Origin of the sequence: Helicobacter sp. (assembly GCF_014799995.1) — a bacterium.
Lineage (GTDB): Bacteria > Campylobacterota > Campylobacteria > Campylobacterales > Helicobacteraceae > Helicobacter_D.
On record NZ_JAAVGY010000040.1, the window covers coordinates 55,714 to 78,021 of the forward strand.

Here is a 22,308-nt window from a genome sequence, read left to right on the forward strand (position 1 = left end):
TCATATCTTTATGGCTTGACATAATCCTTAATAAACTTATCAATTTTCTCTCCCGTTTTAATCCCTAAAAGCCTTAGAGCAAAGAATCTCCCTACCAAAAAGCAAGGCAGGAGAACAAAAGCACAAGCCACTAGCCCAGAATAATCGCCTTTTGAAAAAAATGCAAGCAAGCTGATGAGAAAAGCAGCAATAAGCACGATACTACAAATTGTTAAGAATCTAAGATATAGAGGGTTGTCTTTAATGTAGGAGAGGTGATAGTCTTTGCTTAAATTTTTCAATGCCTCTACTTTATAAAATCCTGTTTTGTCTTTAAAAGCTGCTATAATCACTTCATCTCCACTTTCAAGATTAATCTCATTGTGAATATTATTTGGGTTTGTCGGTTCTGTTAAAGGGAGAAATGGGGAGAGTGCGTTAAAGACATAAAAATCAAAAGTAAAAGTTTTATCACCCATTTTAAATTTATTCCGTCTTTGAATAAGGTCAGCCATCCTCTGTATATTATTATTTATCCCACCGACCGTATGCGTTATTTGCGACTCGCTGGACTCTTCAATAATGCCACGAAAAATAGTAAATTTTGACTTTATATCTGTCTTAACTTCCTCGCAAAAGCTCTTTTTATCGGGTTCTTTTGTATTGACTTGTATATCACTAGAATCTGTTTTTTTAGATTCAAGGATAAAGAGTGAGATTGCCTCACCATTCTCACCTTGTTCAAAATCTACTTCCAATCCATCTAGGCTATACTCATTTGCGTTTGCAAACTTGGATAAGTTTTGAATCTCATTTAATTTAAAATTATATCGTTTGCCATCTTCTGCCCTCAAGATTCCTTCTGCTAAGATTATACCTTTCATCAAATACCTTATTTAAGAAATTAAATGCGCCATTTTAGCATATTGTACAATGGACAATCCCTCAAAAAACCTGCTATAATTGCGAAACTTTATTAAGGAGAGTAAATGAAAAAGTTTTTAGTTTTGTTGGGAATTTTAGGCTTAATGTTTGCATTGAATGCGTGCAAAGGAAATGACTATCAGCACCCTTCCCACCGCAGTGGTCAGACAAAATAACTCCGAGTCAAGACTTTGGGATTCTACTACTAGAATCCTTAAGTTCGCAAACAAATTTTCTCAATCAATCCAAAATGAAATGACAAATTGATATAAAGTAATTGTGGAATAAAATTTGCTTCATCTGTTAATAGTTTAAGCGAGAAAAGGATATTCAAGCAATGAAACGACTTCATAAGATTCCAATGATTTTAGGCGCATTAATGCTCTTTGTCATTCCCTCTTTGGGTGCAAAAGTGGGTGATTTGGTTAATGTTGTAGGGGTGCGGGATAACCAACTCATTGGCTATGGCTTGGTTGTAGGTCTTAATGGAACAGGGGACAAAACAACTGCGACTTTTACAATGCAATCTATTTCAAATATGTTAGAAAGCGTCAATGTTAAGGTTGATCCTAATGATATTAGCTCAAAAAACGCCGCCGCGGTAATGGTAACGGCGAAACTGCCGGCTTTTGCAAGACAAGGCGATAAGATTGATATTGTCGTTTCTAGTATTGGAGATGCGAAATCCTTAGAGGGAGGCACTCTTTTGCTTACGCCTCTTAGTGGTTTAGATGGTAGAATCTATGCGGTGGCGCAAGGTGCGGTTGGAATCGGGGGTAAAAGTGAGAGAGGCGGGAGCGCAAACCATCCTCTTGCAGGAGTATTGCCCAATGGTGCTACGGTGGAGAGAGAAGTAAGCTATGACCTTTATAATAAAACACACGCAACCTTAAGCCTAAAAGAATCTCATTTCCAGAATGCAGTGCGCATTCAAACGCGGATTAATGCGACTTTCCCCAATCCACAAAATACAGAGGAATCCCAACAATCTCCTATTGCAACCGCAGTAGATCCTCGCACAATCAAATTACAACGTCCGCAAGAAATGAGTATGGTAGAGTTTTTGGCTCGTGTGCAAGAGATTGAGGTAGATACAATCAAAGAAGACAGAATCATTATTAATGAACGAACAGGAACGATTATTGCTGGTATGAGCGTAGAGGTTTCTCCTGTGGTGGTAACACATAATAACATTACAATCAAAGTAAGTAATGAACCAAACAATGACCCAGAGGCTGTTGATATGGGTAATGGTGCGACCTTTAGTGCGCAAGGTGCAATGGTAACAAGCGAAAACAACCCAACGATTTCAAGCGTAACGCGCGCATTGCAACGTATGGGAGCGACACCTAAAGATGTGATTGCGATTTTAGAAACAATGAAAAAAGCGGGCGCATTCAATGCGGACTTAGAGATTATATAAGGAGTTTCAAATGAATCTTGATTTTAATGGAATCGGTGGGGGATATTCTAAGGAGTTATTAGACGCGGCGAAATCAACGCCAAACATTATCAAAACTGACGATGATTCAAGACTTAGAGAACAAACCGATGCCTTTGAGGCGTTGATTATCAAAAATATGCTTGATACAGCTTTAAAAATGGACGAATCTCTTTTCCCTAAAGCTCCCGGACACGATATTTATGAGTCTATGTATCGTGATACTTTGGCAGATAGTTTAAGCGGAAGCTTTGGCTTTAGCGATTTACTTTATGATTATCTCAAAGATTTACAGGGCAAACAAGGCTTTAAGGGCGAAATGTGATAGACCAAAACTTGCTAGAATCTCTAAGTAGCAGTGATAAAGAATCCTTTGCAAAAGGCTTAAAGGAACTTATCACTCAAACTTATGAGGTAGAAAAAGAGTTTGTGGAGTTAAAAGCTCTTTTTGAAGAGGTTTTAGATGTTTTGCCAACTGCTGTTTGGGTATTAGAGCAAGAGGGTAAGATTTTTTATCAAAATAGCCTTGCGAGTGAGATTCCAGAGTTATTAGAAAAGCTTGATTTATCACAAAACAATCGACAAGAAATTGAGTTAGAATCTTTTGAAGAATCCAAAGTTTATTTGGTGCAAGCCAATCAAAAATTAAACAAACTGATTATTTCTGCCACAGATATTACAAGTGAAAAACGGCGCGAAAGGCTTGCTTCAATGGGGCAAATTTCTGCGCATTTAGCCCACGAAATTAGGAATCCTGTCGGTTCTGTGGCTCTTCTTGCTTCTACGCTTGCCAATCGTGTGGAGTTAAAAAACAAAACGCTCGTGCTAGAGATTAAAAAATCCATTTGGAGAGTGGAACGCATTGTGAAAGCGACTTTGCTATTCTCTAAAGGCGTGCATTGCAATAAGGCAAGAATCAATACCCAAAATATTGAAGACGAACTAAACGAAGCATTAGGGTATTATACTTATTCTAAAAATATTGACTTTCTTTTCAATTTTAAATGCGATTCCTTTGAGGCAGATTTTGACTTGCTTTGTATCGTGCTTCAAAATTTCTTATTTAACGCCATTGACGCAATAGAAGAAAGCGAAGATGAAAAGGGAATCATAGAGATTTGTTGCGTCAAAGATTCGCAAAATGCAATTTTTAGGATTTATGATAGTGGCAAACCAATTGAAAATCCAGAGATTCTTTTTGAACCTTTTAAAAGCACGAAGTTAAAAGGAAATGGTTTAGGGCTAGCGTTATCCTTGCAAATCATTGAGGCACACGGGGGTAGAATCTCTTTAATGGAGGGGGATAGAAAAGGGTTTGAAATCATTATCCCGCAATCTTAAGAAACCTTAAACGCGTAAAATTTGCACACTTTATTGAAAAATTAAATTTTGTTATACTTTTGTGCGGATATACAATAGGAATTAAGGCTTTTTGAGATAAAATTCTTTACTACACCAACAAAAGGGCAAAGATGGGCGATAATAATATTCAAAAAATGCAGAATGTAAAGAGTTTGCGTGAAGTCAATGTCAAAGACAAGCGCGTTTTGATTCGTGTAGATTTTAATATTCCAATGGATAGTGAATTAAATATTAGCGATGATACAAGAATCCGTGAGGCAATCCCAACGATTAATTACTGCATTGATAATGGGGCAAAATCCATTATTTTAGTGAGCCATTTAGGACGTCCGAAAGGCAGAAGTAACGAATTTTCATTGAAGCATATTTTGAAAAGATTGGAAAGGCTTTTATCCAAAGATGTTGTTTTTGTAGATCATTTAGACAATGCGCAAGTTACCTTAAATACATTGGTTGATGGCAGCATTGTTTTATTGGAAAATATCCGATTCTATGAGGGGGAGGAAAAAAACGAACCAGAATTATCACAAAAACTTGCTAACCTTTGTGATATTTATGTCAATGACGCCTTTGGGACAGCACACCGCAAGCATTCTTCTACTTATGGAATCGCAAATTATGCGAAAGAAAAAGTAGCAGGTTTATTGCTTAAAAAAGAAATTGATTCTTTTGCAATTGCGCTTTCAAATCCTTTGCGCCCTTTATTGCTTATTGTTGGCGGCTCGAAAGTTTCTTCAAAACTCACGCTTTTGAAATCCATTTTAGATGTAGTGGATAAAATTATTATTGGTGGGGCGATGAGCAATACTTTCCTAAAAGCAGTAGGCTACGATATGAAAAATTCCTTGATTGAAGAGAATTTATTAGAGGAAGCACGGAGTATTTTAAGAAATGCCAAAGAAAAAGGCGTGAAAATTTATTTGCCTGTGGATGTGGTTTCGACCAATGATTTAAAAGAACCTAAGGAAATCAAAATTAGCCCTGCACAAGATATTCCAGATGGTTTAATGGCGGTAGATATTGGACCTGCGACCGTGAAACTTTTTAATGAAGTCATTCGGGATTGTGAGACGATTATTTGGAATGGACCATTGGGCGTCTATGAGAATCAGAAATTTTCTCGGGGGACTTTTAGCATCTCCCATACAATCGCGGATACTTACTCGTATAGCGTGATTGGAGGAGGTGATACGGCAGATGCAGTGGATAAAGCAGGGAATAAAGACGGAATGAGCTTTACCTCCACAGGTGGGGGCGCAAGCCTAGAATTGCTTGAGGGTGCAGTATTGCCTGCATTTGAAGTATTGGATAAGAGAGTGTAAAATGGGAGAACCCCCTACGAAAAGAATGCGCTAAAGGAGATTCATAAGTCTCCTTTAGTTTTTGAAATTAGAGGTAGATTATGAATCTTTTTATTAAACGTAATGGTATGGTGGTAAGGGAAAGCATACAAGCTGTTGAAGCGGTGCAAGTAGATGCAGATATACTTTGGATTGATTTGTTGCACCCAACGGCACAAGAGATAGCTTATATTTCTAAAACATATTTGTTGGACATTCCAACCAAAGAAGAGCGAGAGGAAATTGAGGAATCCTCACGTTATTGGGAAAATAGTGAAACAGTAACGATTAACACTTACTTCTTAACACGTCCAAGTGAGGGAAATATCTTACATAACGAAACAATTACCTTTTTGATAACACATAATATTCTTTTTACTGTGCGGTATAGTGAGTTTAAGGTATTTGATGAAATCCAACAACGTGTGCTTGCAAGTCCTAAAAACTTTGAAGATGGGTTTGATTTGATTTCTAAAATTTTTGAATTGCGTGTAGAAAAAGATGCGGATATGCTAGAGAGTATCGCAAAGCAAACGCGTCTATTGCGCCGCTCTGTTGTGTTTGATAAGAAGTTAGGCGATGAAATCTTAGAGAATTTGTCCGTTTTGCAAGAAATGCACTTGAGCTTGCGTGATAGCTTGTTTGATAAAAGACTTGCGATTGCTGCATTGTTACGCACACGCAAGACAGATGTAGAGGTGAAAAAAGATTTAGGAATCGTGCTAAAGGACATTAACTCCCTTGTGGATTTTGCTAATGTCAATATGAATATTTTGGATAATATCCAAACGCTTTTCTCCAACCAAATCAACATTGAGCAAAACAAAATCATCAAGATTTTTACAATGGTAACCGTAGGAATGATGCCACCGACATTGATTGCTACGATTTATGGAATGAACTTTAAATATATGCCAGAGCTAGAATGGACTTACGCATATCCTGTGGTTTTGGTCATAATGATTATTTCCACGATTATTCCTTTTGTTTATTTCAAAAAGAAAAAGTGGATGTAAAAGAGGCAAGAGGGGAGGGCTAGGCTTTGGAATCCTTAAGATTGCTATAAAGATTAAAGCCCTCTACACTCCTATTTGTTTCCAATAAATTTGCAATTCTTGTGCGATTGTTTTAGAATCTTTGTCTTGTAGTGTCGGATTCGTTAAAAATTCCAAAGTCGCTAAAAGACGGTTTTTGGGCATAAAACCGGGATAAATAAACAATTCTTTCCCCTCCTTGCTTAAAAAAACAAGCGTGGGAGTAGGTTTAATATTATATTTTAAAGCCAAATCCGTGGTGCTTAAGGTTTGATTGAGGAAATCAACTTGATGTGTTTTGGTGTAACTCATATTAATATAATAAGAGGCATAATTAGCTTTTAAAAATTCTTTAATTTCGTGATTTTCTTTGATGAGATTCTTTAATCTATCGCAATACACGCAACCATTTGCCGAAAAAACTAGGAAATAAGGGAGATGTTGGCTTGTGATTTTGCTCGTTTCTAAAAATACATCAGAAACTTCCGCATAAGAGTTTCTATCTATATTCTCCATTGCCAATAATTGCTCTTTGGTATTGTTTGTGCCACTAGAGATAATCTCTTTGCCTACCTCTCCCTCACACGCGCTAAAAACTAATGAAATGCAGATGAGAAAATACAATTTTTTCATTTTTAATTCCTTATATTGATGTGCAATTATAGCCAAAAACGCCCATTTTTACATTCCTTGCATTAAGAGATTCCATAGATTATCCACTTCTATTTCCTCTAAAAACTCTCCTTGAAAAGCAAGCCATTGTGCAATGTGTGCTTGATTAAATGTCGCACCTTGCATACATTCCTTGTGCCCGCAGACTAATCCCCTGCCCAAGATAATTTCATTTTGCAAGGGTTGTTCGCAAATCAAGCAAGTTTGTAGTGTGTTGCCCCTCCCTTCAAAGTGTAACAATTTGGCGTATAGATTAAGAATCGCACGTTTGGGATTTTCCCTTTCTAGTCGCTTTGTGCCTTCTTCTAAATGTTCAAAATAGAAAGAATCTAAGCTCGTAATGTCCCTTAAGTGCGCATTTAAAAGGCTTAAGTATTGTTGCCAAAAATACCTTTTTTGTGTGTGTCTCTCCCAATCAAAGTTTAAATGGATTGGTTCTCTTAGTCGTCCAATCTCGCGCAAATCTTGCTCTATGGTAAAGTCAATTTTATGCCCTAAATGCACGACACTATGACGCGCACCATAGAATCTATAAAGTGTATAAAGTTGGCTTGATGTTAAGATTTTTACGAGTAAATCTTCTTCGCGCACGCGTAAGGTGTGTAGAATATAGCCTTGCAAAATCCGCCTTTGTAAAAATAGATGAGATTGTAGCATAAAATAAGAATTTTCATTGAATTTTATTTGCCATAAAAGACATAATGCAGTGTGTATTGTGCGGATTTCGCTTCTATTGATAATTCTATGGAATTTCCCAAAATACTTTGATTTAAATAAATTTTCTAAGTGATTCTATTTTGCAATTTTTATCCAAAGTACCCAAAGAAAGCAAGATTTAAGATTCTTTGGAAAGATTTGTCAGTATGGGATTCTAAGTTATGGATTGCCACGACTTGATAATCAAGCCCCATAATAGCATAAGATTAGATAAATTTGCTAAATGCTACGAATTGCAAGTGATTTTAAGTGTATAAAGTATGCTCTAAAAGCACTTTAAATCCGAGCAGAATCAAAATACACCCTGCACTGATTTCTAAAATACGTGTAGGGAATGTCGCGAAAGTCTTGCTCAAGATATAGGCGATGAAAACACAGATAAAGGTAACAATGCCAATCCAAGACGCACTACTAATCAAAGGGATATTTTGTGAAAATATCAGCACGCCCGCTGCGAGTGCGTCTATACTCGTTGCCACTCCAATGATGAGCAAAACCAATAATGAAAGGCTTTTTTGTGCTTGTTCCTCATCGTTGGAATTAGAATCCTTAATGATTTTTAGCCCTAAAGCTAAAAAGACGACAAAAGTAATCCAATGGTCAAATGTATCTGCAAAATGTGAGAATCTCTCATTGGCAAGCCATAGCATAGTCCAGCCAAGAATTGGCATTAGTGTCTGAAAAAATGCAGTAACGAATGCGATTTTTAATCCGTTTTGAATGCGCCATTTTTCGTATAATCCATAGGAAAATGCGACAACACACGCATCTACTGCAAGCGTAATTCCAAGTAAGAGAATCTCTAAAGAAACCATTGATTAAGAAAGATTCGCAAGTCCCTCTGTGGGAGAGCTTGCAGTCGCATAAGGTTTTTTGGGGATTCTGCCTGCAAGATAGCTTGCGCGTCCCGCACGCACCGCATCACGCATAGCTTGCGCCATAAGAATCGGATTTTTTGCCTGTGCAATGGCAGTATTCGTAAGTACGGCATCTGCTCCAAGCTCCATTGCAATCGCAGCGTCTGATGCACAGCCCACACCTGCATCTACAATCACAGGCACTTGGATTGCTTCTTTAATGAAACCGATATTGTAGCGATTCTGTATGCCAAGCCCACTACCAATAGGTGCGGCAAGTGGCATTACTGCGCTTGCTCCGGCATTTTCTAAATGCTTTGCCATAATTGGGTCATCATTACTATAAGCCAACACGCAAAAGCCATCTTTTGCAAGAATCTCACAAGCTTTGAGTGTTTCTAGTACATCGGGATAAAGTGTTTTTTGTGTATCGCCAATAATTTCTAGCTTAATAAAATCAATGCCAGTGGCTTCACGCGTGAGGCGAAAGAGCGCAATAGCTTCTTGTGCATTGGTGCAACCCGCAGAATTTGGCAAAAATTGAATCTTGCTTCCCTTGAAATAATCTAGCAAGTTTTCTTCTTTGGGATTCGTGATATTGACGCGCCTAATGGCAACGGTGATGATTTCTGCTTCAGAAGCTTTTGTGGCGTCAAAAGTCGTTTGAAAGTCTTTGTATTTGCCACTACCCACAATCAGGCGGCTTTGAAAGGTTTGCTTTCCGATTCTTAAAAGATTATCATTCATAAAGGATTCCTTGTTGTGTAAAATCTTAAATATAGCGGATTTGCTCAATTAAATCAAGGGGATTAAGCGAAAAGTCGTTGCAATTTTTCATAATCTCTTGCGCACAAAAGCTATGTAGCAAAACACCATTAATAGCCGAATCTAGTGGGGTGTAGCCTTGCGCTAAAAGTCCGCCAATGATTCCAGCTAACACATCGCCACTACCACCTTTGGCTAAGATATTTGTGCCAAAGGGATTAATATAAACTTCTTTGCCTTTGCAGATGAGTGTATTTGCACCTTTTAGCACTAAAACGCTATGGGGATAGGCTTGGCAAAACTCTAAGGCATAAGCAATTCTGTCTTGTTGCAAATCTTGTGTGGAGAGAGTGGCGATTTTTAATGTCTTTAAAATCTGTGTAAATTCTTTGGGGTGGGGCGTGAGAATGATTTGTTTGTGATTTGAAAGAATCTCTAAAAATTCAGAATGATAGAAAATATCCGCGTCAAGCAGTAAGGGAATATTCTGCGATAAATGCGAGAGGAAGCGCGGCAATGGATTCCCAATCCCTAATCCCATACCAAGTAAAATGGCATTTGTATTGTGCGGAATCTCTCTTGGATTCATTAGGCTAAAGGGTAGATTGGGGATTTTCTCTTCGGAAATGACGCTTACGAGCCCAGCCCCGCTTCTAAGCCCTGCAAGCGCGCTTAGAATCCCTGCTCCTGTTTTCTCTCCCGCATAGACGCATAAATGTCCAAAATCTCCCTTGTTGGTGTTTTGTACGCTTCTATGCGGTGCGATAAAATCACTTCTTTCTAATAATTTCAAAGGAGAATTGGGAGCAAAAACCTCCGCGCTCACGCCTAAATCTATCAAATGCACTTCGCCTACAAAGTCTTTTGCCAAATCGCAAAAAAGTGCGCACTTCAATGCCCCCATACTCAAAGTAAAGTCAGCCTTGAAAGCGGTTTTTCCACCAAGCGCACCAGATTGTGAGATTCCGCTTGGAATATCGCAGGCGATTTTGATTGCGTTGAGTTTGTTTAAAGTCTGCAAAATTTTCGTGGTTTCTAAGTCTAGTTCCCCCCTAAAGCCTGCACCAAAGATTCCATCAATCACAAGATTAAATGTTTCTGTCGTCTTTAAGGATTTGAGGAATCTTAAATTGATTTTGGAATTTGACTTTAATGTCTCTAGCCGTTTGAGTTGCATTGCGCATAGGGGGCTTTTTGTGCTTTTGGGTAAAAAGATAGAGACTTCACAGATTCCGCAGAGCATTCTTGCAAGAGCCAAGCAATCCGCACCATTATCGCCACTCCCGCATACAAACAATATTTTTAGTTTTTTTGTGGAATCCGTCAAAAAGCGACTTTTGATAAAATCGCACATTCCTCTTGCGGCATTTTCCATAAGTAATTCTGGGGGTAGATAGAAATGTTCTGTCGCATAGTGGTCTAATTCGCGTGTGTTGAAAAAGAGATTTTTCATTTTGGATTCCTTGAAAAAATGTAAAACTTTTGGAATCTTAACAAAATATGCTATAAATTCAATGTTAAAAAATATTTTATAAAAGATTTTTATGATTTTTAAGAGCGTTTTTTTAACTTTCTATCTTGTCCTTTTTGTGTCTTTTTGTCTTATAGGTTGTAAGGAAGATGAGAAGTCAAAAACAAACAAAGACAAAAACGCGACATTAGAAAATAATGCGACAAGTTTTTTAAATTCCAAGACAAAAGAGGAAGAGATTTCGCAAGAATCTCCTTTGCAACAACAACTAAAAAAGAATCTCAAAAGTCATTTAAATGATTTGAGTAGAGAACTACAAGATAAAAATTTAAATCATTTGCAATTAGAGCAAAACACAGGAATGCAAAAGCATATAGAGCGTTTTGAGAGTTTGCACGGGCGCAAAGACATTCCCAAGAATCATTCTTCGCAAGAGAGTTTGAATCAAAAAATACAAAAAGCCTATAACTTTCAGCAAGAGAGGATTGAGGAATTGCGTCAAAAAAATGATGAAATTAGCAAATAGCACGAAATTTACTAGATTATTAAGTAAGTTTTGATTAAAATTACAAATTTTGAAATTCAATTAAGGGCGAGTGTATGGCAAAACGCGTTTTGGTTAAATATTCTGGTGAGGCATTGTCTGGAGAGAGTGGCTTTGGGATTGAGAGCGGGATTTTGGACTATCTTACAAGAGAGATTAAAACACTTGTGGAGGCTGGAATTGAAGTTGGAATCGTTATTGGAGGCGGGAACTTTATTCGTGGAGTGAGTGCGTCTAAAGGGGGTTTGATTCGGCGCACAAGTGGAGACTATATGGGAATGCTCGCCACGGTGATTAATGGGGTGGCAATGCAAGAAGCATTAGAGTATTATGGTTTAGATGTGCGTGTGCAGAGTGCATTAGAGATTAAGGAAGTTTGCGAAACTTACATTAATAGACGCGCGATTCGGCATTTAGAAAAAGGGCGCGTAGTGATTTTTGTAGCGGGCACAGGGAATCCCTTTTTTACGACAGATACCGCAGCGACTTTACGCGCAGTAGAAATCGGCGCAGAAATGATTATCAAAGCAACAAAAGTTGATGGGGTGTTTGACAAAGACCCGGCAAAATTTGAAGATGCGAAAATGTTGCAACAAATCAGTTATGACCAAGCTTTAAAAGATAATATCAAAGTAATGGACGATACAGCTATTGCGCTTGCTAAGGATAATACACTTCCAATTGTAGTATGCAATATGTTGCGTGAGGGAAATTTACTTAAGACTATTCAGGGTGATTCTAACGCCGTGTATTCTAAAGTTTCTAACGATTAATCAAAGAAAGGAAAAAGATGAGAATTGAAGAAATAGCCTCTAAAGCACTAGAGCAGGTGAATGGTGATAGATATTTATTGTCAAATATTTTATTTACGAGAATTGATGAATTAAGTCGTGGAGCAAAACCGCTTGTAAATAAAGACATTAAAACCGACAAACTTTCTGATATTGCGTTGCTTGAAGTCGCAGAGGGCAAAATCAGCTTAGATAAAATTGAGGAATCGCAAAATTAATCTTGCAATGCAATGTAGTAAAGACTTTAAGAATCAGGCAAAAAGGTAAAATTTGGAATTTTTAAAACAAGTTGCAGAAATCACAAGCCCTAAAGCAGCGTTAGAATTGTTGTATTCTATGGTGGAGGAAACGCCAAATATCCAAAATGCAGTTGCCTTTGCCACACAGGCGCACGAAGACCAAAGGCGGAGAAGCGGTGAGCCTTATATTGTGCATCCTTTGCTTGTCGCGTGCATTGTAGCGTATTTTGGCGGAGATGAGGTGATGGTGAGTGCAGCACTTTTGCACGATGTCGTAGAGGATACAGAATGGACATTGGCAGACATTACGCGAGATTATGGCGAGGATATTGCTTCTCTTGTAGATGGTCTTACAAAGATTGTAGCGATTCGTGCAGAGGAATTGCCTGCCTCACATTCTAATGAAAAACTTGTTGTCGCAGCGTTGAGTTTCCGTAAAATGTTAATTACTTCAGTCAAAGATGTGCGTGTGCTTGTCGTGAAGCTTTGCGACAGACTACATAATATGCTGACACTTGGTGCTTTGCCACCCAACAAACAAAGAAGAATCTCGGAAGAAACGCTCGTTGTTTATGCGCCAATTGCTCATCGCTTGGGGATTTCTTCTTTGAAAAATGAATTAGAAGACCGCAGCTTTTATTATATTTTTCCTCAAGAATACCGCAAGATAGACGACTATTTTTTAAGCCATAAGCAAACGATTCAATTAAAGCTTAATGCCTTTATCCAAAAGGTGAGAAAGAGCCTTGTGCAAGAGGGAGTGCCAGAGGGTGATTTCAGCATCGCAAGTCGGATTAAACGACATTATTCCATTTATCTAAAAATGCAGCGTAAAGGGATTTCTATTGATGAAGTCTTGGATTTGTTGGCAATTCGTGTGATTGTAAAAACCCCTTTGGATTGTTATAAGATTTTAGGAATCCTGCATTTGAAGTTTAAGCCTATTATGTCGCGTTTTAAAGATTATATTGCCTTGCCTAAAGAAAATGGTTATCAAACGATTCATAGCACTTTGTTTGACGATTCGGCTATTTTTGAAGTACAGATTCGCACAGAGGATATGCACAAAAGTGCAGAATATGGAATCGCAGCACATTGGAAATATAAAACCGGTGGCAATAGCGGTCCTAGCCTTGATTGGCTGAATAAATTGCAGTTTCAAAATAATTCCATTGAGGAATTTTATGAATTAGTGAAAAATGATTTATATCGTGAAGATATTGTTGTTTTTTCGCCTGATGGAGATAATTATTCTTTGCCTATTGGGGCGGTGGTGTTGGATTTTGCCTATGCGGTGCATACAGAAGTGGGAAATCGTGCAAAAGAAGCTTATGTGAATAATCAAAAATCCTCCTTGCTAACGACATTAAAGAGCGGAGATATTGTCAAAATCATCACCGCAAAAGATACGATTCTGCGATGTTCTTGGATTGATGCGGTTAAGACTTCACGCGCAAAAAGCCAAATCAAAATGAATTGCGCAACGCGGATTAAGGAGATTGAACGCAAAAGCGCAATTAACATTATTGCAACTATTTTTGGCAAAAGCGCGGAAGAGATTGAGCAATTTATCCAGCAAAATGATTTAGAAGACACGATTTATCGTGCAACGACAGATGTCGGATTCTTAAAAGATGTCAAAAATCGTATCAAAAATTATTATAAGCGCAACGCAGGATTCCTAGAGCAAATCAAATTTAGAATTTTAAAGCTTAAGGAATTGCATTTTGATAATCTCATCATTGAGACAAACCACACGATTAATCAAGCCGTGTTTGATTATTGTTGCCACCCAAAGTTTGGCGATTCTATTATTGCGTTTAAAAGTGGTTCTAAGGCTTTTGTGCATCATAAGCTTTGTGAGCGGGCGTATTTGGAGATTCAAAAGGGTGTTAAGATGCTTTATATAGATTGGCTAGAGGACAAGTTGCACACTTATAAACTCATTATTGCGCTAGAAAATCAAAAGGGCGTGTTAGCCAATTTCCTAACTTTTCTAGCCAAGCACGACATTAATGTCTTGGGTGTGGAGCTAGGCTCGCAAAAAAGCACTTATGCAACCCACTGTGAATTGCGTTTTGAATCCAGCATCGCGGATATTAAAGAGCTCAAAAGTTTGTTTGGTAATAATTATAAAATCATAGAAGTGCAAGCACTCAAAGATGCGTATGCAGATTAAGAGATAGGAGTAGGTATGAACTTAGAATCGCAAATCAATCTTGCCTTAGAAGAAATTAGACGCGGCACACAAGAGATTATCGGGTTTGAATATATCAAGGATTTAGTCGGTGCATATTTCAAAGAGGGAAAGACTTTTAGTGTCAAGGCAGGTTTTGACCCGACTGCTCCAGATTTGCATTTGGGGCATACGGTGCTTTTGCAAAAGCTTGCAACTTTTCAAAAATATGGTGCAAAGGTTTATTTTCTCATTGGCGATTTTACAGGAATGATTGGCGACCCAAGCGGCAAGAGTGAAACGCGAAAGCCTTTAAGCAAAGAGCAAGTGCTCGCCAATGCAAAAACTTATCAAGAACAAGTAACCAAAGTGCTAGATAGAGACAAAATGGAAATTGTCTTTAACTCTTCGTGGTTAGATAAGCTTGGCACACGCGGAATGATTGAACTAGCGGCAAAATTTTCAGTTGCTAGAATGCTAGAACGTGATGATTTTGAAAAACGTTTCAAAAGTCAAAGCCCCATTAGTATTGTGGAGTTTTTTTATCCTTTGTTGCAAGGTTACGATTCTGTGGCATTAAATTGCGATATTGAATTTGGCGGAACAGACCAAAAGTTTAATTTGTTAATGGGAAGACAATTACAACGTGCGTATGGGTTGGATAAAGAGCAATCTGTCGTAATGGTGCCATTACTTGAGGGACTAGATGGAGTGCATAAAATGAGCAAAAGCTTAGGAAATTATGTCGGAATCACCCAAGAACCAAAAGAAATGTTTGGACGACTTTTGAGTATTTCCGATGAGTTAATGTGGCGATATTATGAATTGCTTAGCGCAAAAAGCCTACAAGAAATAGAATCCTTAAAGCAAGGTGTGGCAAATGGTAACTTGCACCCCAAGGCAGTCAAAGAAGATTTGGCAGTAGAGATTATCACTCGTTATTATGATGAAGAGCGTGCATTGAATGCCAAAGAGGAATTTGCAAGAGTATTTGCCAAAGAAGAATTACCAAGCACGATGCCAAAGTTTGATAAGCCCGATGGAATTTGGATTGCACAGCTTTTAAGCGAATGCGAACTCTGTGCGTCAAATTCGGAAGCCTTACGATTAATCAAGCAAGGCGGCGTGAAGTTAAATAGTGAGAAGATTGAGGATTCTAAGTTAAATTTAAGTAAAGGTGAATATATTTTGCAAGTCGGCAAACGCAAATTTGCTAAAATTATCATTCAATAAATTTCAAAAGGAAAAATATGCCACGCACATTAAAAGCACTTAAAATCGGAAAATACACCATTCCTTTACCTATCGTTCAAGGAGGAATGGGAGTAGGAATTAGCTGGGATAATCTCGCAGGTAGTGTGTCTAAATGCGGTGCTCTTGGCATTGTTTCGTGCGTGGGCACAGGATACTACAAAAAGAGTGCGTTTGTGCAAAAAGTGGTTAAGCATAGACCTTTTGATACATTGAATTTTTATTCCAAAGAATCTTTGATAGAGATTTTTAAAAATGCGCGTAAAATTTGTGGCGAGAATCCTTTAGGGGCAAATATTCTCTATGCGATTAATGAGTATGGACGTGTAGTCCGAGATGCTTGTGAAGCAGGTGCAAATATGATTATTACGGGTGCTGGATTGCCTACGAATATGCCAGAATTTACAAGCAACTTCCCCAATGTTGCCTTGATTCCTATTGTTTCTTCAGCCAAAGCCCTCAAGATTCTTTGTAAGCGATGGGAAGGACGTTATCAACGTATCCCCGATGCAGTCATTGTAGAGGGACCGCTTAGTGGTGGGCATCAAGGGTTTAGTTATGAGGATTGCTTCAAGCCCGAACATCAGTTGGAAGCCATTGTGCCTGAAGTGCTTGAAGAGAGTAAAAAATGGGGAGAGATTCCTGTGATTGCCGCAGGTGGAATTTGGGATAGAAGCGATATTGATAAAATGTTGGATTTAGGGGCAAGTGGAGTGCAAATGGGGACGCGATTTTTGGGAGCTAAAGAGTGTGATGCAAGATATTATAATGAACTAATGTTAAGAGTTAAAAAAGAAGATATTGAGCTGATAAAATCTCCTGTTGGTTATCCTGCACGTGCTGTGATTACAGGTATCATTAAAGAATTGCGTGAGGGGCGTCCCCCAAAAATAGCTTGTATAAGCAACTGCGTAGCCCCTTGTAAAAGAGGTGTAGAAGCCAAAAAAGTAGGATATTGTATTGCTGATGGTTTGGGAGATGGTTATTTGGGGGATTCCGTAAATGGATTATATTTCACAGGTTCTAATGGTTATCGGATTGAGAAAATCCAAAGTGTGCAAGAAATCTTAGATGAATTAAGCCAATGATTAGAATTTTTATTATCTTTTGCTTATTTTGTGGTGGATTATTCGCAGAGGTTAAAATTCTCTCGGTTCAACAACTGCAAAATGGTATTGCATTGAATTTTGATAAAAATGTTAAGAAAACAGATTTTAAGGATTTTTTACTACAAAACAAAGAAAAATTGCGCTATGTTTATGATATAGAATCACAACTACAAGGGAGTGCTAGGGTTTTTGAATTTCAAGGAGATGTGCAGATTAAGGTTGCGCAAAATTCTCAAGAAAAAGTGCGTTTAGTCATCACGAGTTCCAAGCAATTAAGTATTGATTTAAAGACAAATAAAAAACAAGCAATCTTTACGATTCCTAATGCGAAATTACCCCAGAGTGATTTTTCTATTGCCTCGCTTTTTGAACCACAAGCTTCCGATAAAAAACCCCCATTAGAATCGCAAAATAAGTTAAATCCAAAGCCCGTAGAATCCCAAAAGACAAGCACCAAAAAAGAAGAAAAAAAACCGCAGCCAATCAAAGTCGCTTCCAATCAAAATAAAAATAATCAAAGCAAAATGATAGTGATTGACCCCGGACATGGAGGCAAAGATTGTGGAGCAATGGGTGTCGATAAAGTATGCGAAAAAAAGATAGTGCTCAATATTGGGAAACATTTGCGTGATGAATTAAAAAAACGCGGTTATAGAACCTATATGACGCGTGATAAAGATGTATTTATTGGATTGCGACAAAGGACAAATTTAGCCAATAATAAAAATGCTGATTTATTTATTTCAATTCACGCAAATGCGATTCCAGAAAATAGAGCAAAATTTGAGGGTGTAGAGAGTTATTTTTTATCCACTGCTAGGAGTGAGCGAGCCAAAAAGGTTGCCGCATTAGAAAACAAAGACGACACGGAGGGAATGAATTATTTTTCTAAACAATCTTTTTTAAATACCCTCAATACGCAACGAATCGTAGCTTCTAATCGTTTGGCGATTGACATTCAATATGGTATGTTGCAATCCTTGCGCTCTAAATATAAAATTGTAGATGGGGGCGTGCGTGAAGGTCCTTTTTGGGTGCTTGTAGGGGCTGTTATGCCTTCGGTTTTGCTTGAAGTAGGCTATATTACACACCCAAATGAAGGGAAGCGACTAAACCAAATAGCTTTTCAAAAAACTATTGCCAAAGGTATTGCCGATGGCGTAGATGGTTATTTTCAAAAAAATCCCTAAAGGTTGATAATGCGAAAAATCACGATTCCTCACTTAGTATTTTCATCTCTCTATTTCATCTTAGCACTTTTTACTATTTTAATGTTAGCATTGACGAGTTTTACTCCAGACTTTAAGCATATGTTTCGGCTAACCACGCAACCCTTTGGAGTATATTTTGGAATCAGTACAATCTTGCTTACCTGTGGCGTTATTGTGAGTCTTTTTAATATCGTGCGCATTTATTATAGCCATTTGCCAAAATTATATAGTGCAATGATTAGCTTTGCATTATTGGTGTTTGTATTATTGCTTTATTATGAGCTTTTTGTAATGCGTAGGACTTATTTTGAACCTTTTTCCTTTGAGGATTCTTTGAAACTCGTGCAAGAAGACGCCTTTTCTAAAAGTTTATATCAAATGTTTGTAGATTATGCTTGCTATATTCTTTTTGTGATTTGTCCCGCAGCAATTTATTTATTGAATCTTTCTTTTGATAAAAGTATTAAGTTTGGTAAAATCTTGCAGCTCACGCAACCAAGTTTTAATGTAATGATGGGTGTTTTATTTGGTTTTGCAGTTTCGCCTTTTTTTAAAAGTGGCATAATGGGATATTTTGATTTGGCATTATTGGTTTTGGGACTTGGATTAATACTGTATTGTTGCGTTAAGAGAAGTAGATATTTTGATTCTTATGAGCTGTTTAACCTCTTTTTGCTCTTAGTATGCGTGCTGATTATTATGTTTTCTTCTCATAGTTTTGTCGATGGCGAATCGTATTTTGAGGTGCGCAAGGCATTTTATGCGTTAGTTTTGTTTGGTTGGTGTAGTGTATGGATGATGAAGCTTACGATTCGACGTTAAGTTTGATTTCAAAATTTCTTTGTTAGAATAAACTAATATTAAAAAGGAGGATAGATGCAATCAAGTTTAAAACTTATTCCCTCTTTTGTCTTCGCTATTTGGTGGGGCAGTCGCCCCTAATTTTATTCTTCTTAGTCTAATCTTTCATATTTTTATTTTTAAAGGATATTCAATGAACAAACCTTATTTAAAGCAATTTCCAGATGAAAATGGATTTTTTGGAAAATTTGGAGGAAGTTTTGTGCCAGATTCTATTAAGCAAGCAATGGACGAAATCAATGTAGCTTATAATTTGATTGCACAAAATAGTGATTTTATTGCAGAGCTTCGCAAGATTCGGGAAACTTTTCAAGGACGTCCAACACCGATTTATTTTGCCCATAATTTGACAAAAAAATATGGTGGTGCAGGGATTTATTTAAAAAGAGAAGATTTAAATCACACCGGCGCACACAAATTAAACCATTGTATGGGAGAGGCACTGCTTGCGAAGTTTATGGGCAAAAAGAAGCTGATTGCAGAAACAGGAGCAGGGCAACACGGGGTGGCTTTGGCGACAGCAGCAGCATATTTTGGATTGGAATGTGAAATCCATATGGGAGAAGTAGATATTAAAAAAGAACACCCTAATGTAGTGCGTATGAAAGTCTTAGGCGCAAAAGTGATTCCGGTTACCTTTGGCGCAAAAACGCTCAAAGAAGCGGTGGATTCTGCCTTTGAATCTTATTTGAAAGACCCGAAAAACACAATGTATGCGATAGGTTCTGTCGTAGGTCCGCATCCTTTTCCTAAAATGGTACGAGATTTTCAGGCGATTGTAGGTGTGGAATCGCGTGAGCAGTTTTTAAAAATGACGGGAGAGCTCCCCGATATTGTATGCGCTTGTGTGGGGGGAGGAAGTAATGCAATGGGAATCTTTAGCGGCTTTATTGAAGATGCAGTAGAACTTGTGGGTGTCGAGCCTCTAGGCAAGGGAAGCGCGCTAGGAGAACACGCGGCGTCTTTAAGATATGGAAGTGAGGGCATTATGCACGGATTTAACTCTATAATGTTAAAGGACAAAGGCGAAGAGCCAGCCCCTGTGTATAGTGTCGCAAGCGGTTTAGATTATCCAAGCGTGGGACCAGAACACGCGTATTTGCACAGCATTGGACGCACAAAAGTCGCCACGATTAGTGATAAGGAAGCTATTGATGCGTTTTTTATGCTTAGTAAAAATGAGGGGATTATTCCAGCCATTGAGTCTAGCCACGCATTGGCTTATGCTCTCAAAGTCGCTCCAGATTTGAAAGGACAAAAGATTCTAGTGAATTTAAGCGGTCGTGGAGATAAAGATATAGACTTTGTCGTAGAAAATTTTGGTTATGGGGAGTGATAAGGAATCGCTAGTTTGCGATTCCGTTGTAAAACCTAAAGTATGCTACATTATAGATTTGCACGGTGAGTGCCTCGCACATACACCTTTAACGAGAATTGGCAATGATGAATTTTAAGCTTAAATTGCGTTTTCTATCATATCATTGCGAGGCAAAGCCGAATTTGCTACTTGCGTCATTGCGAAGCCTTTGTAAAAAGGCTGTGGCAATCCATAACTCTGCATACATTGCAGATTCAACTGATTCCATTGATCCAAAATCTCGCCCTTAACTTTAAGGATTCCAAAGATTCCATTGTTTTATTTTTCTAAGGTTCAATATTATAGATTGCCACGCATTTTTTCCAAAATGCTCGCAATGACAGAGTAGTAGAATCGTGAATAGTGTTTCATTGTAGATTGCCACGATTCACAAGTTGCGCGTAAAGATATAGAGATTCTATTCTGTGAGCGCATTTTCCCTTAAGGTTCTAGCAAACTTTAAAAGATTCTCACCCCAAGGAGTTTGCAGTGGCGAAAAGAATCCAAGCTGCGCACCACTTTCTTTTGCGATAAATTCTGCGGCTTTGGTAGAAAATTCAGGTTGGGCAAAAATTATCTTAAGTTTATTTTCTTTGATGGTTTGAATGACTTTAATCATTTCCTGCATTTTTGGGCTTTTTCCCTCAATCTCAATAGAAATTTCTTCTAAATGATAATCTCTAGCAAAATATCCAAGCATTGGGTGAAAGACTACAAACTTTTGGTGTTCTTCTAGGGCACTTAAAATCTGTTTGAGTTGTGTATCGGTTTGGTTGATTTCTGTAATTAAAGCTTGATAGCCTTTTGTATAGTCTGCCTTTGGGTCTAAGGCTTGCAGGGCTTTGTAAATATTGCTTGCAATTTGTTTGGCATTTTGAGTAGAGAGCCAAATATGTGTGTCCCCTTCTGTGTCAAAATCCTCATCATTTTTTGTGTGCGAATGAGAGGAATGAATCTTTGCGATTCCTAAACTATTATCGTAAATTTCCATTGTTTTGTTTTGTGCTTTAAATCGTGGAAGCCAAATCTTTTCAAACTCAATCCCAATGCCAAAATAGGCTAGTGCAGAATTAAGATTCGCAACATCTGAAAATTTTGGTTCAAAATCGTGCGGATTGATGCCAGATTGAATCAGAGAGAGCACTTCATATTTATCCCCCGTGATTTTTTGCACAAATTCTTGCTGCATAGGAACACTTACGACAATAATTTGTCTTGGCTCTTTGCAAAACACAATTTGACTTAAGAAGAGTAGAATCCAAAACGCATTTTTCACTATTACTCCTTTTAGTAATTATTAAATTTTTTTGGGATACTATTATATATTATTTTTTTGCAAATGCGTTCATAGCTCAATTGGATAGAGCATCAGACTTCGGATCTGAGGGTTGGGGGTTCGACTCCCTCTGAGCGTACCACTACGACTTTCTTAACATTTATCAATCTAACAATATAAAAAGGCTAAATTATGGATTTAGGTGCATTAGAAATAGAAATCAAAGAGGGATTAAAAACTTTAGAAAATTTAGAAAATATCATTACGATTTTCGGTGGAGCGCGTATCAGTAGAGAGAGTAAGGATTATCAGTCGGTTGTGAAGTTGGCGCGAAAACTTGCAGCAGAGGGTTATTCTATTATGACAGGTGGAGGACCTGGTATTATGGAAGCAGCGAATCGTGGGCTTATAGAGTATAAAAAAGATTTAGAATGTGGCGCGTTTGGCAAAAGTCAGCCTTGCAATCTTGAGGATTCAAAGGCAAATCCTCCGAGCGATTCTATTGTTTCTATTGGCTTAAATATTAGACTGCCTTTTGAACAGCAGATGAATCCTTATGTGGAAGTGCCACTAGAATTTCAAAATTTTTTTAGCAGAAAGTTAGTTTTTAATTATAATTCTACTGCATTTATTGTAGCAGTTGGAGGCTTTGGAACTTTAGATGAATTAAGCGAAGTTTTGGTGCAGATTGCCACAGGCAAACACAAAGAGATTCCGGTGATTCTCTATGGCAAAGATTATTGGAGAGGATTTATCCAATGGCTAAAAAAGGCAATGTTGAGAGCCGGCGCAATCTCTAAAGAGGAATTAAAATTAATCCAAGTTGCAAATAAGCCCAAACAGGTTTTAAAAATTTTAAAAAATAATCAAAAGAAATAGCTCTGTGTTAAAATACAGGGTTATCTAAGCCATACATCATAAAAAGCACCAT

The 22,308-nt window shown here is 37.8% G+C and carries 24 protein-coding genes and 1 tRNA gene; 16 read left to right on the forward strand and 9 right to left on the reverse strand.

Going from position 1 to position 22,308, the window contains the following annotated elements:
* Nucleotides 1-8: 8 nt before the first annotated feature.
* Nucleotides 9-863 (reverse strand): hypothetical protein, encoded by an 855-nt coding sequence (locus tag HDT10_RS05710; RefSeq protein WP_290881001.1) that lies wholly within the window; start codon nt 861-863, stop codon nt 9-11.
* A 377-nt stretch (nt 864-1,240) separates the two neighbouring features.
* On the opposite strand from HDT10_RS05710, the gene HDT10_RS05715 reads away from it, so the two are divergent.
* The 5 genes from HDT10_RS05715 to corA all read left to right on the forward strand — a co-directional run bounded on the left by HDT10_RS05715 (nt 1,241) and on the right by corA (nt 6,062).
* Nucleotides 1,241-2,326 (forward strand): flagellar basal body P-ring protein FlgI, encoded by a 1,086-nt coding sequence (locus tag HDT10_RS05715; protein WP_290881004.1) that lies wholly within the window; start codon nt 1,241-1,243, stop codon nt 2,324-2,326.
* Nucleotides 2,327-2,336: 10 nt separating this feature from the next.
* Entirely contained in the window at nt 2,337-2,669 is a 333-nt protein-coding gene (locus HDT10_RS05720) for a rod-binding protein (RefSeq protein ID WP_290881005.1), read from the forward strand.
* Complete coding sequence (locus HDT10_RS05725; protein WP_290881007.1) at nt 2,666-3,685, forward strand: HAMP domain-containing sensor histidine kinase; 1,020 nt, start codon at nt 2,666-2,668, stop codon at nt 3,683-3,685. The genes HDT10_RS05720 and HDT10_RS05725 overlap by 4 nt, the downstream gene beginning before the upstream one ends.
* A 131-nt stretch (nt 3,686-3,816) precedes the next feature.
* Nucleotides 3,817-5,028: a phosphoglycerate kinase gene (locus tag HDT10_RS05730; RefSeq protein ID WP_290881008.1), complete on the forward strand. Its 1,212-nt coding sequence runs from the start codon at nt 3,817-3,819 to the stop codon at nt 5,026-5,028.
* Nucleotides 5,029-5,108: 80 nt separating this feature from the next.
* Entirely contained in the window at nt 5,109-6,062 is a 954-nt protein-coding gene (corA, locus tag HDT10_RS05735; RefSeq protein ID WP_290881011.1) for a magnesium/cobalt transporter CorA, read from the forward strand.
* 63 nt (nt 6,063-6,125) lie between these two features.
* On the opposite strand, the gene HDT10_RS05740 is transcribed toward corA, so the two are convergent.
* The 5 genes from HDT10_RS05740 to HDT10_RS05760 all read right to left on the reverse strand — a co-directional run bounded on the left by HDT10_RS05740 (nt 6,126) and on the right by HDT10_RS05760 (nt 10,544).
* A complete protein-coding gene (locus HDT10_RS05740) occupies nt 6,126-6,713 on the reverse strand; it encodes a thioredoxin family protein (protein WP_290881012.1) in 588 nt (195 codons plus the stop codon).
* Nucleotides 6,714-6,761: 48 nt separating this feature from the next.
* Nucleotides 6,762-7,373: a recombination protein RecO gene (gene recO, locus HDT10_RS05745; protein ID WP_290881015.1), complete on the reverse strand. Its 612-nt coding sequence runs from the start codon at nt 7,371-7,373 to the stop codon at nt 6,762-6,764.
* 341 nt (nt 7,374-7,714) lie between these two features.
* Nucleotides 7,715-8,284, reverse strand: coding sequence for a manganese efflux pump (locus HDT10_RS05750; RefSeq protein ID WP_290881016.1), 570 nt, complete (start codon nt 8,282-8,284; stop codon nt 7,715-7,717).
* A gap of 3 nt (nt 8,285-8,287) precedes the next feature.
* Nucleotides 8,288-9,073, reverse strand: a complete 786-nt coding sequence (locus HDT10_RS05755; protein ID WP_290881019.1) for a thiazole synthase — start codon at nt 9,071-9,073, stop codon at nt 8,288-8,290.
* A 25-nt stretch (nt 9,074-9,098) separates the two neighbouring features.
* Nucleotides 9,099-10,544, reverse strand: coding sequence for an NAD(P)H-hydrate dehydratase (locus HDT10_RS05760; protein ID WP_290881021.1), 1,446 nt, complete (start codon nt 10,542-10,544; stop codon nt 9,099-9,101).
* A 91-nt stretch (nt 10,545-10,635) separates the two neighbouring features.
* Here HDT10_RS05760 and HDT10_RS05765 point away from each other — a divergent pair, with 91 nt between their 5' ends.
* The 9 genes from HDT10_RS05765 (at nt 10,636) to trpB (ending at nt 20,080) form a co-directional block, all read left to right on the forward strand.
* Complete coding sequence (locus HDT10_RS05765; protein ID WP_290881024.1) at nt 10,636-11,088, forward strand: hypothetical protein; 453 nt, start codon at nt 10,636-10,638, stop codon at nt 11,086-11,088.
* A 74-nt stretch (nt 11,089-11,162) separates the two neighbouring features.
* Nucleotides 11,163-11,879, forward strand: coding sequence for a UMP kinase (gene pyrH, locus HDT10_RS05770; RefSeq protein WP_290881027.1), 717 nt, complete (start codon nt 11,163-11,165; stop codon nt 11,877-11,879).
* A 17-nt stretch (nt 11,880-11,896) separates the two neighbouring features.
* Nucleotides 11,897-12,115, forward strand: a complete 219-nt coding sequence (locus HDT10_RS05775; RefSeq protein ID WP_290881030.1) for a DNA-directed RNA polymerase subunit omega — start codon at nt 11,897-11,899, stop codon at nt 12,113-12,115.
* A 52-nt stretch (nt 12,116-12,167) separates the two neighbouring features.
* Nucleotides 12,168-14,315 (forward strand): RelA/SpoT family protein, encoded by a 2,148-nt coding sequence (locus HDT10_RS05780; RefSeq protein ID WP_290881032.1) that lies wholly within the window; start codon nt 12,168-12,170, stop codon nt 14,313-14,315.
* Between the two features lie 15 nt (nt 14,316-14,330).
* Nucleotides 14,331-15,545 (forward strand): tyrosine--tRNA ligase, encoded by a 1,215-nt coding sequence (gene tyrS, locus HDT10_RS05785; RefSeq protein ID WP_290881035.1) that lies wholly within the window; start codon nt 14,331-14,333, stop codon nt 15,543-15,545.
* Between the two features lie 17 nt (nt 15,546-15,562).
* Complete coding sequence (locus HDT10_RS05790) at nt 15,563-16,651, forward strand: nitronate monooxygenase (RefSeq protein ID WP_290881038.1); 1,089 nt, start codon at nt 15,563-15,565, stop codon at nt 16,649-16,651.
* On the forward strand, nt 16,648-17,862 hold the full coding sequence (locus HDT10_RS05795) for an N-acetylmuramoyl-L-alanine amidase (RefSeq protein ID WP_290881040.1): 1,215 nt from the start codon (nt 16,648-16,650) through the stop codon (nt 17,860-17,862). The genes HDT10_RS05790 and HDT10_RS05795 overlap by 4 nt, the downstream gene beginning before the upstream one ends.
* 9 nt (nt 17,863-17,871) lie before the next feature.
* Entirely contained in the window at nt 17,872-18,705 is an 834-nt protein-coding gene (locus HDT10_RS05800) for a hypothetical protein (RefSeq protein WP_290881042.1), read from the forward strand.
* A 172-nt stretch (nt 18,706-18,877) separates the two neighbouring features.
* A complete protein-coding gene (gene trpB, locus HDT10_RS05805; protein WP_290881045.1) occupies nt 18,878-20,080 on the forward strand; it encodes a tryptophan synthase subunit beta in 1,203 nt (400 codons plus the stop codon).
* A gap of 120 nt (nt 20,081-20,200) precedes the next feature.
* On the opposite strand, the gene HDT10_RS05810 is transcribed toward trpB, so the two are convergent.
* From HDT10_RS05810 to HDT10_RS05820, 3 genes are all read right to left on the reverse strand, one after another.
* On the reverse strand, nt 20,201-20,338 hold the full coding sequence (locus HDT10_RS05810; protein ID WP_290881046.1) for a hypothetical protein: 138 nt from the start codon (nt 20,336-20,338) through the stop codon (nt 20,201-20,203).
* 63 nt (nt 20,339-20,401) lie between these two features.
* Nucleotides 20,402-20,536, reverse strand: coding sequence for a hypothetical protein (locus tag HDT10_RS05815; protein WP_290881048.1), 135 nt, complete (start codon nt 20,534-20,536; stop codon nt 20,402-20,404).
* Entirely contained in the window at nt 20,520-21,377 is an 858-nt protein-coding gene (locus HDT10_RS05820) for a zinc ABC transporter substrate-binding protein (protein ID WP_290881049.1), read from the reverse strand. The genes HDT10_RS05815 and HDT10_RS05820 overlap by 17 nt, the downstream gene beginning before the upstream one ends.
* A gap of 65 nt (nt 21,378-21,442) precedes the next feature.
* On the opposite strand from HDT10_RS05820, the gene HDT10_RS05825 reads away from it, so the two are divergent.
* Both HDT10_RS05825 and HDT10_RS05830 read left to right on the forward strand, forming a co-directional pair.
* Nucleotides 21,443-21,519 (forward strand) — tRNA-Arg (locus HDT10_RS05825).
* A 50-nt stretch (nt 21,520-21,569) separates the two neighbouring features.
* Nucleotides 21,570-22,256, forward strand: coding sequence for a TIGR00730 family Rossman fold protein (locus HDT10_RS05830; protein ID WP_290881050.1), 687 nt, complete (start codon nt 21,570-21,572; stop codon nt 22,254-22,256).
* Nucleotides 22,257-22,308 lie beyond the last annotated feature (52 nt).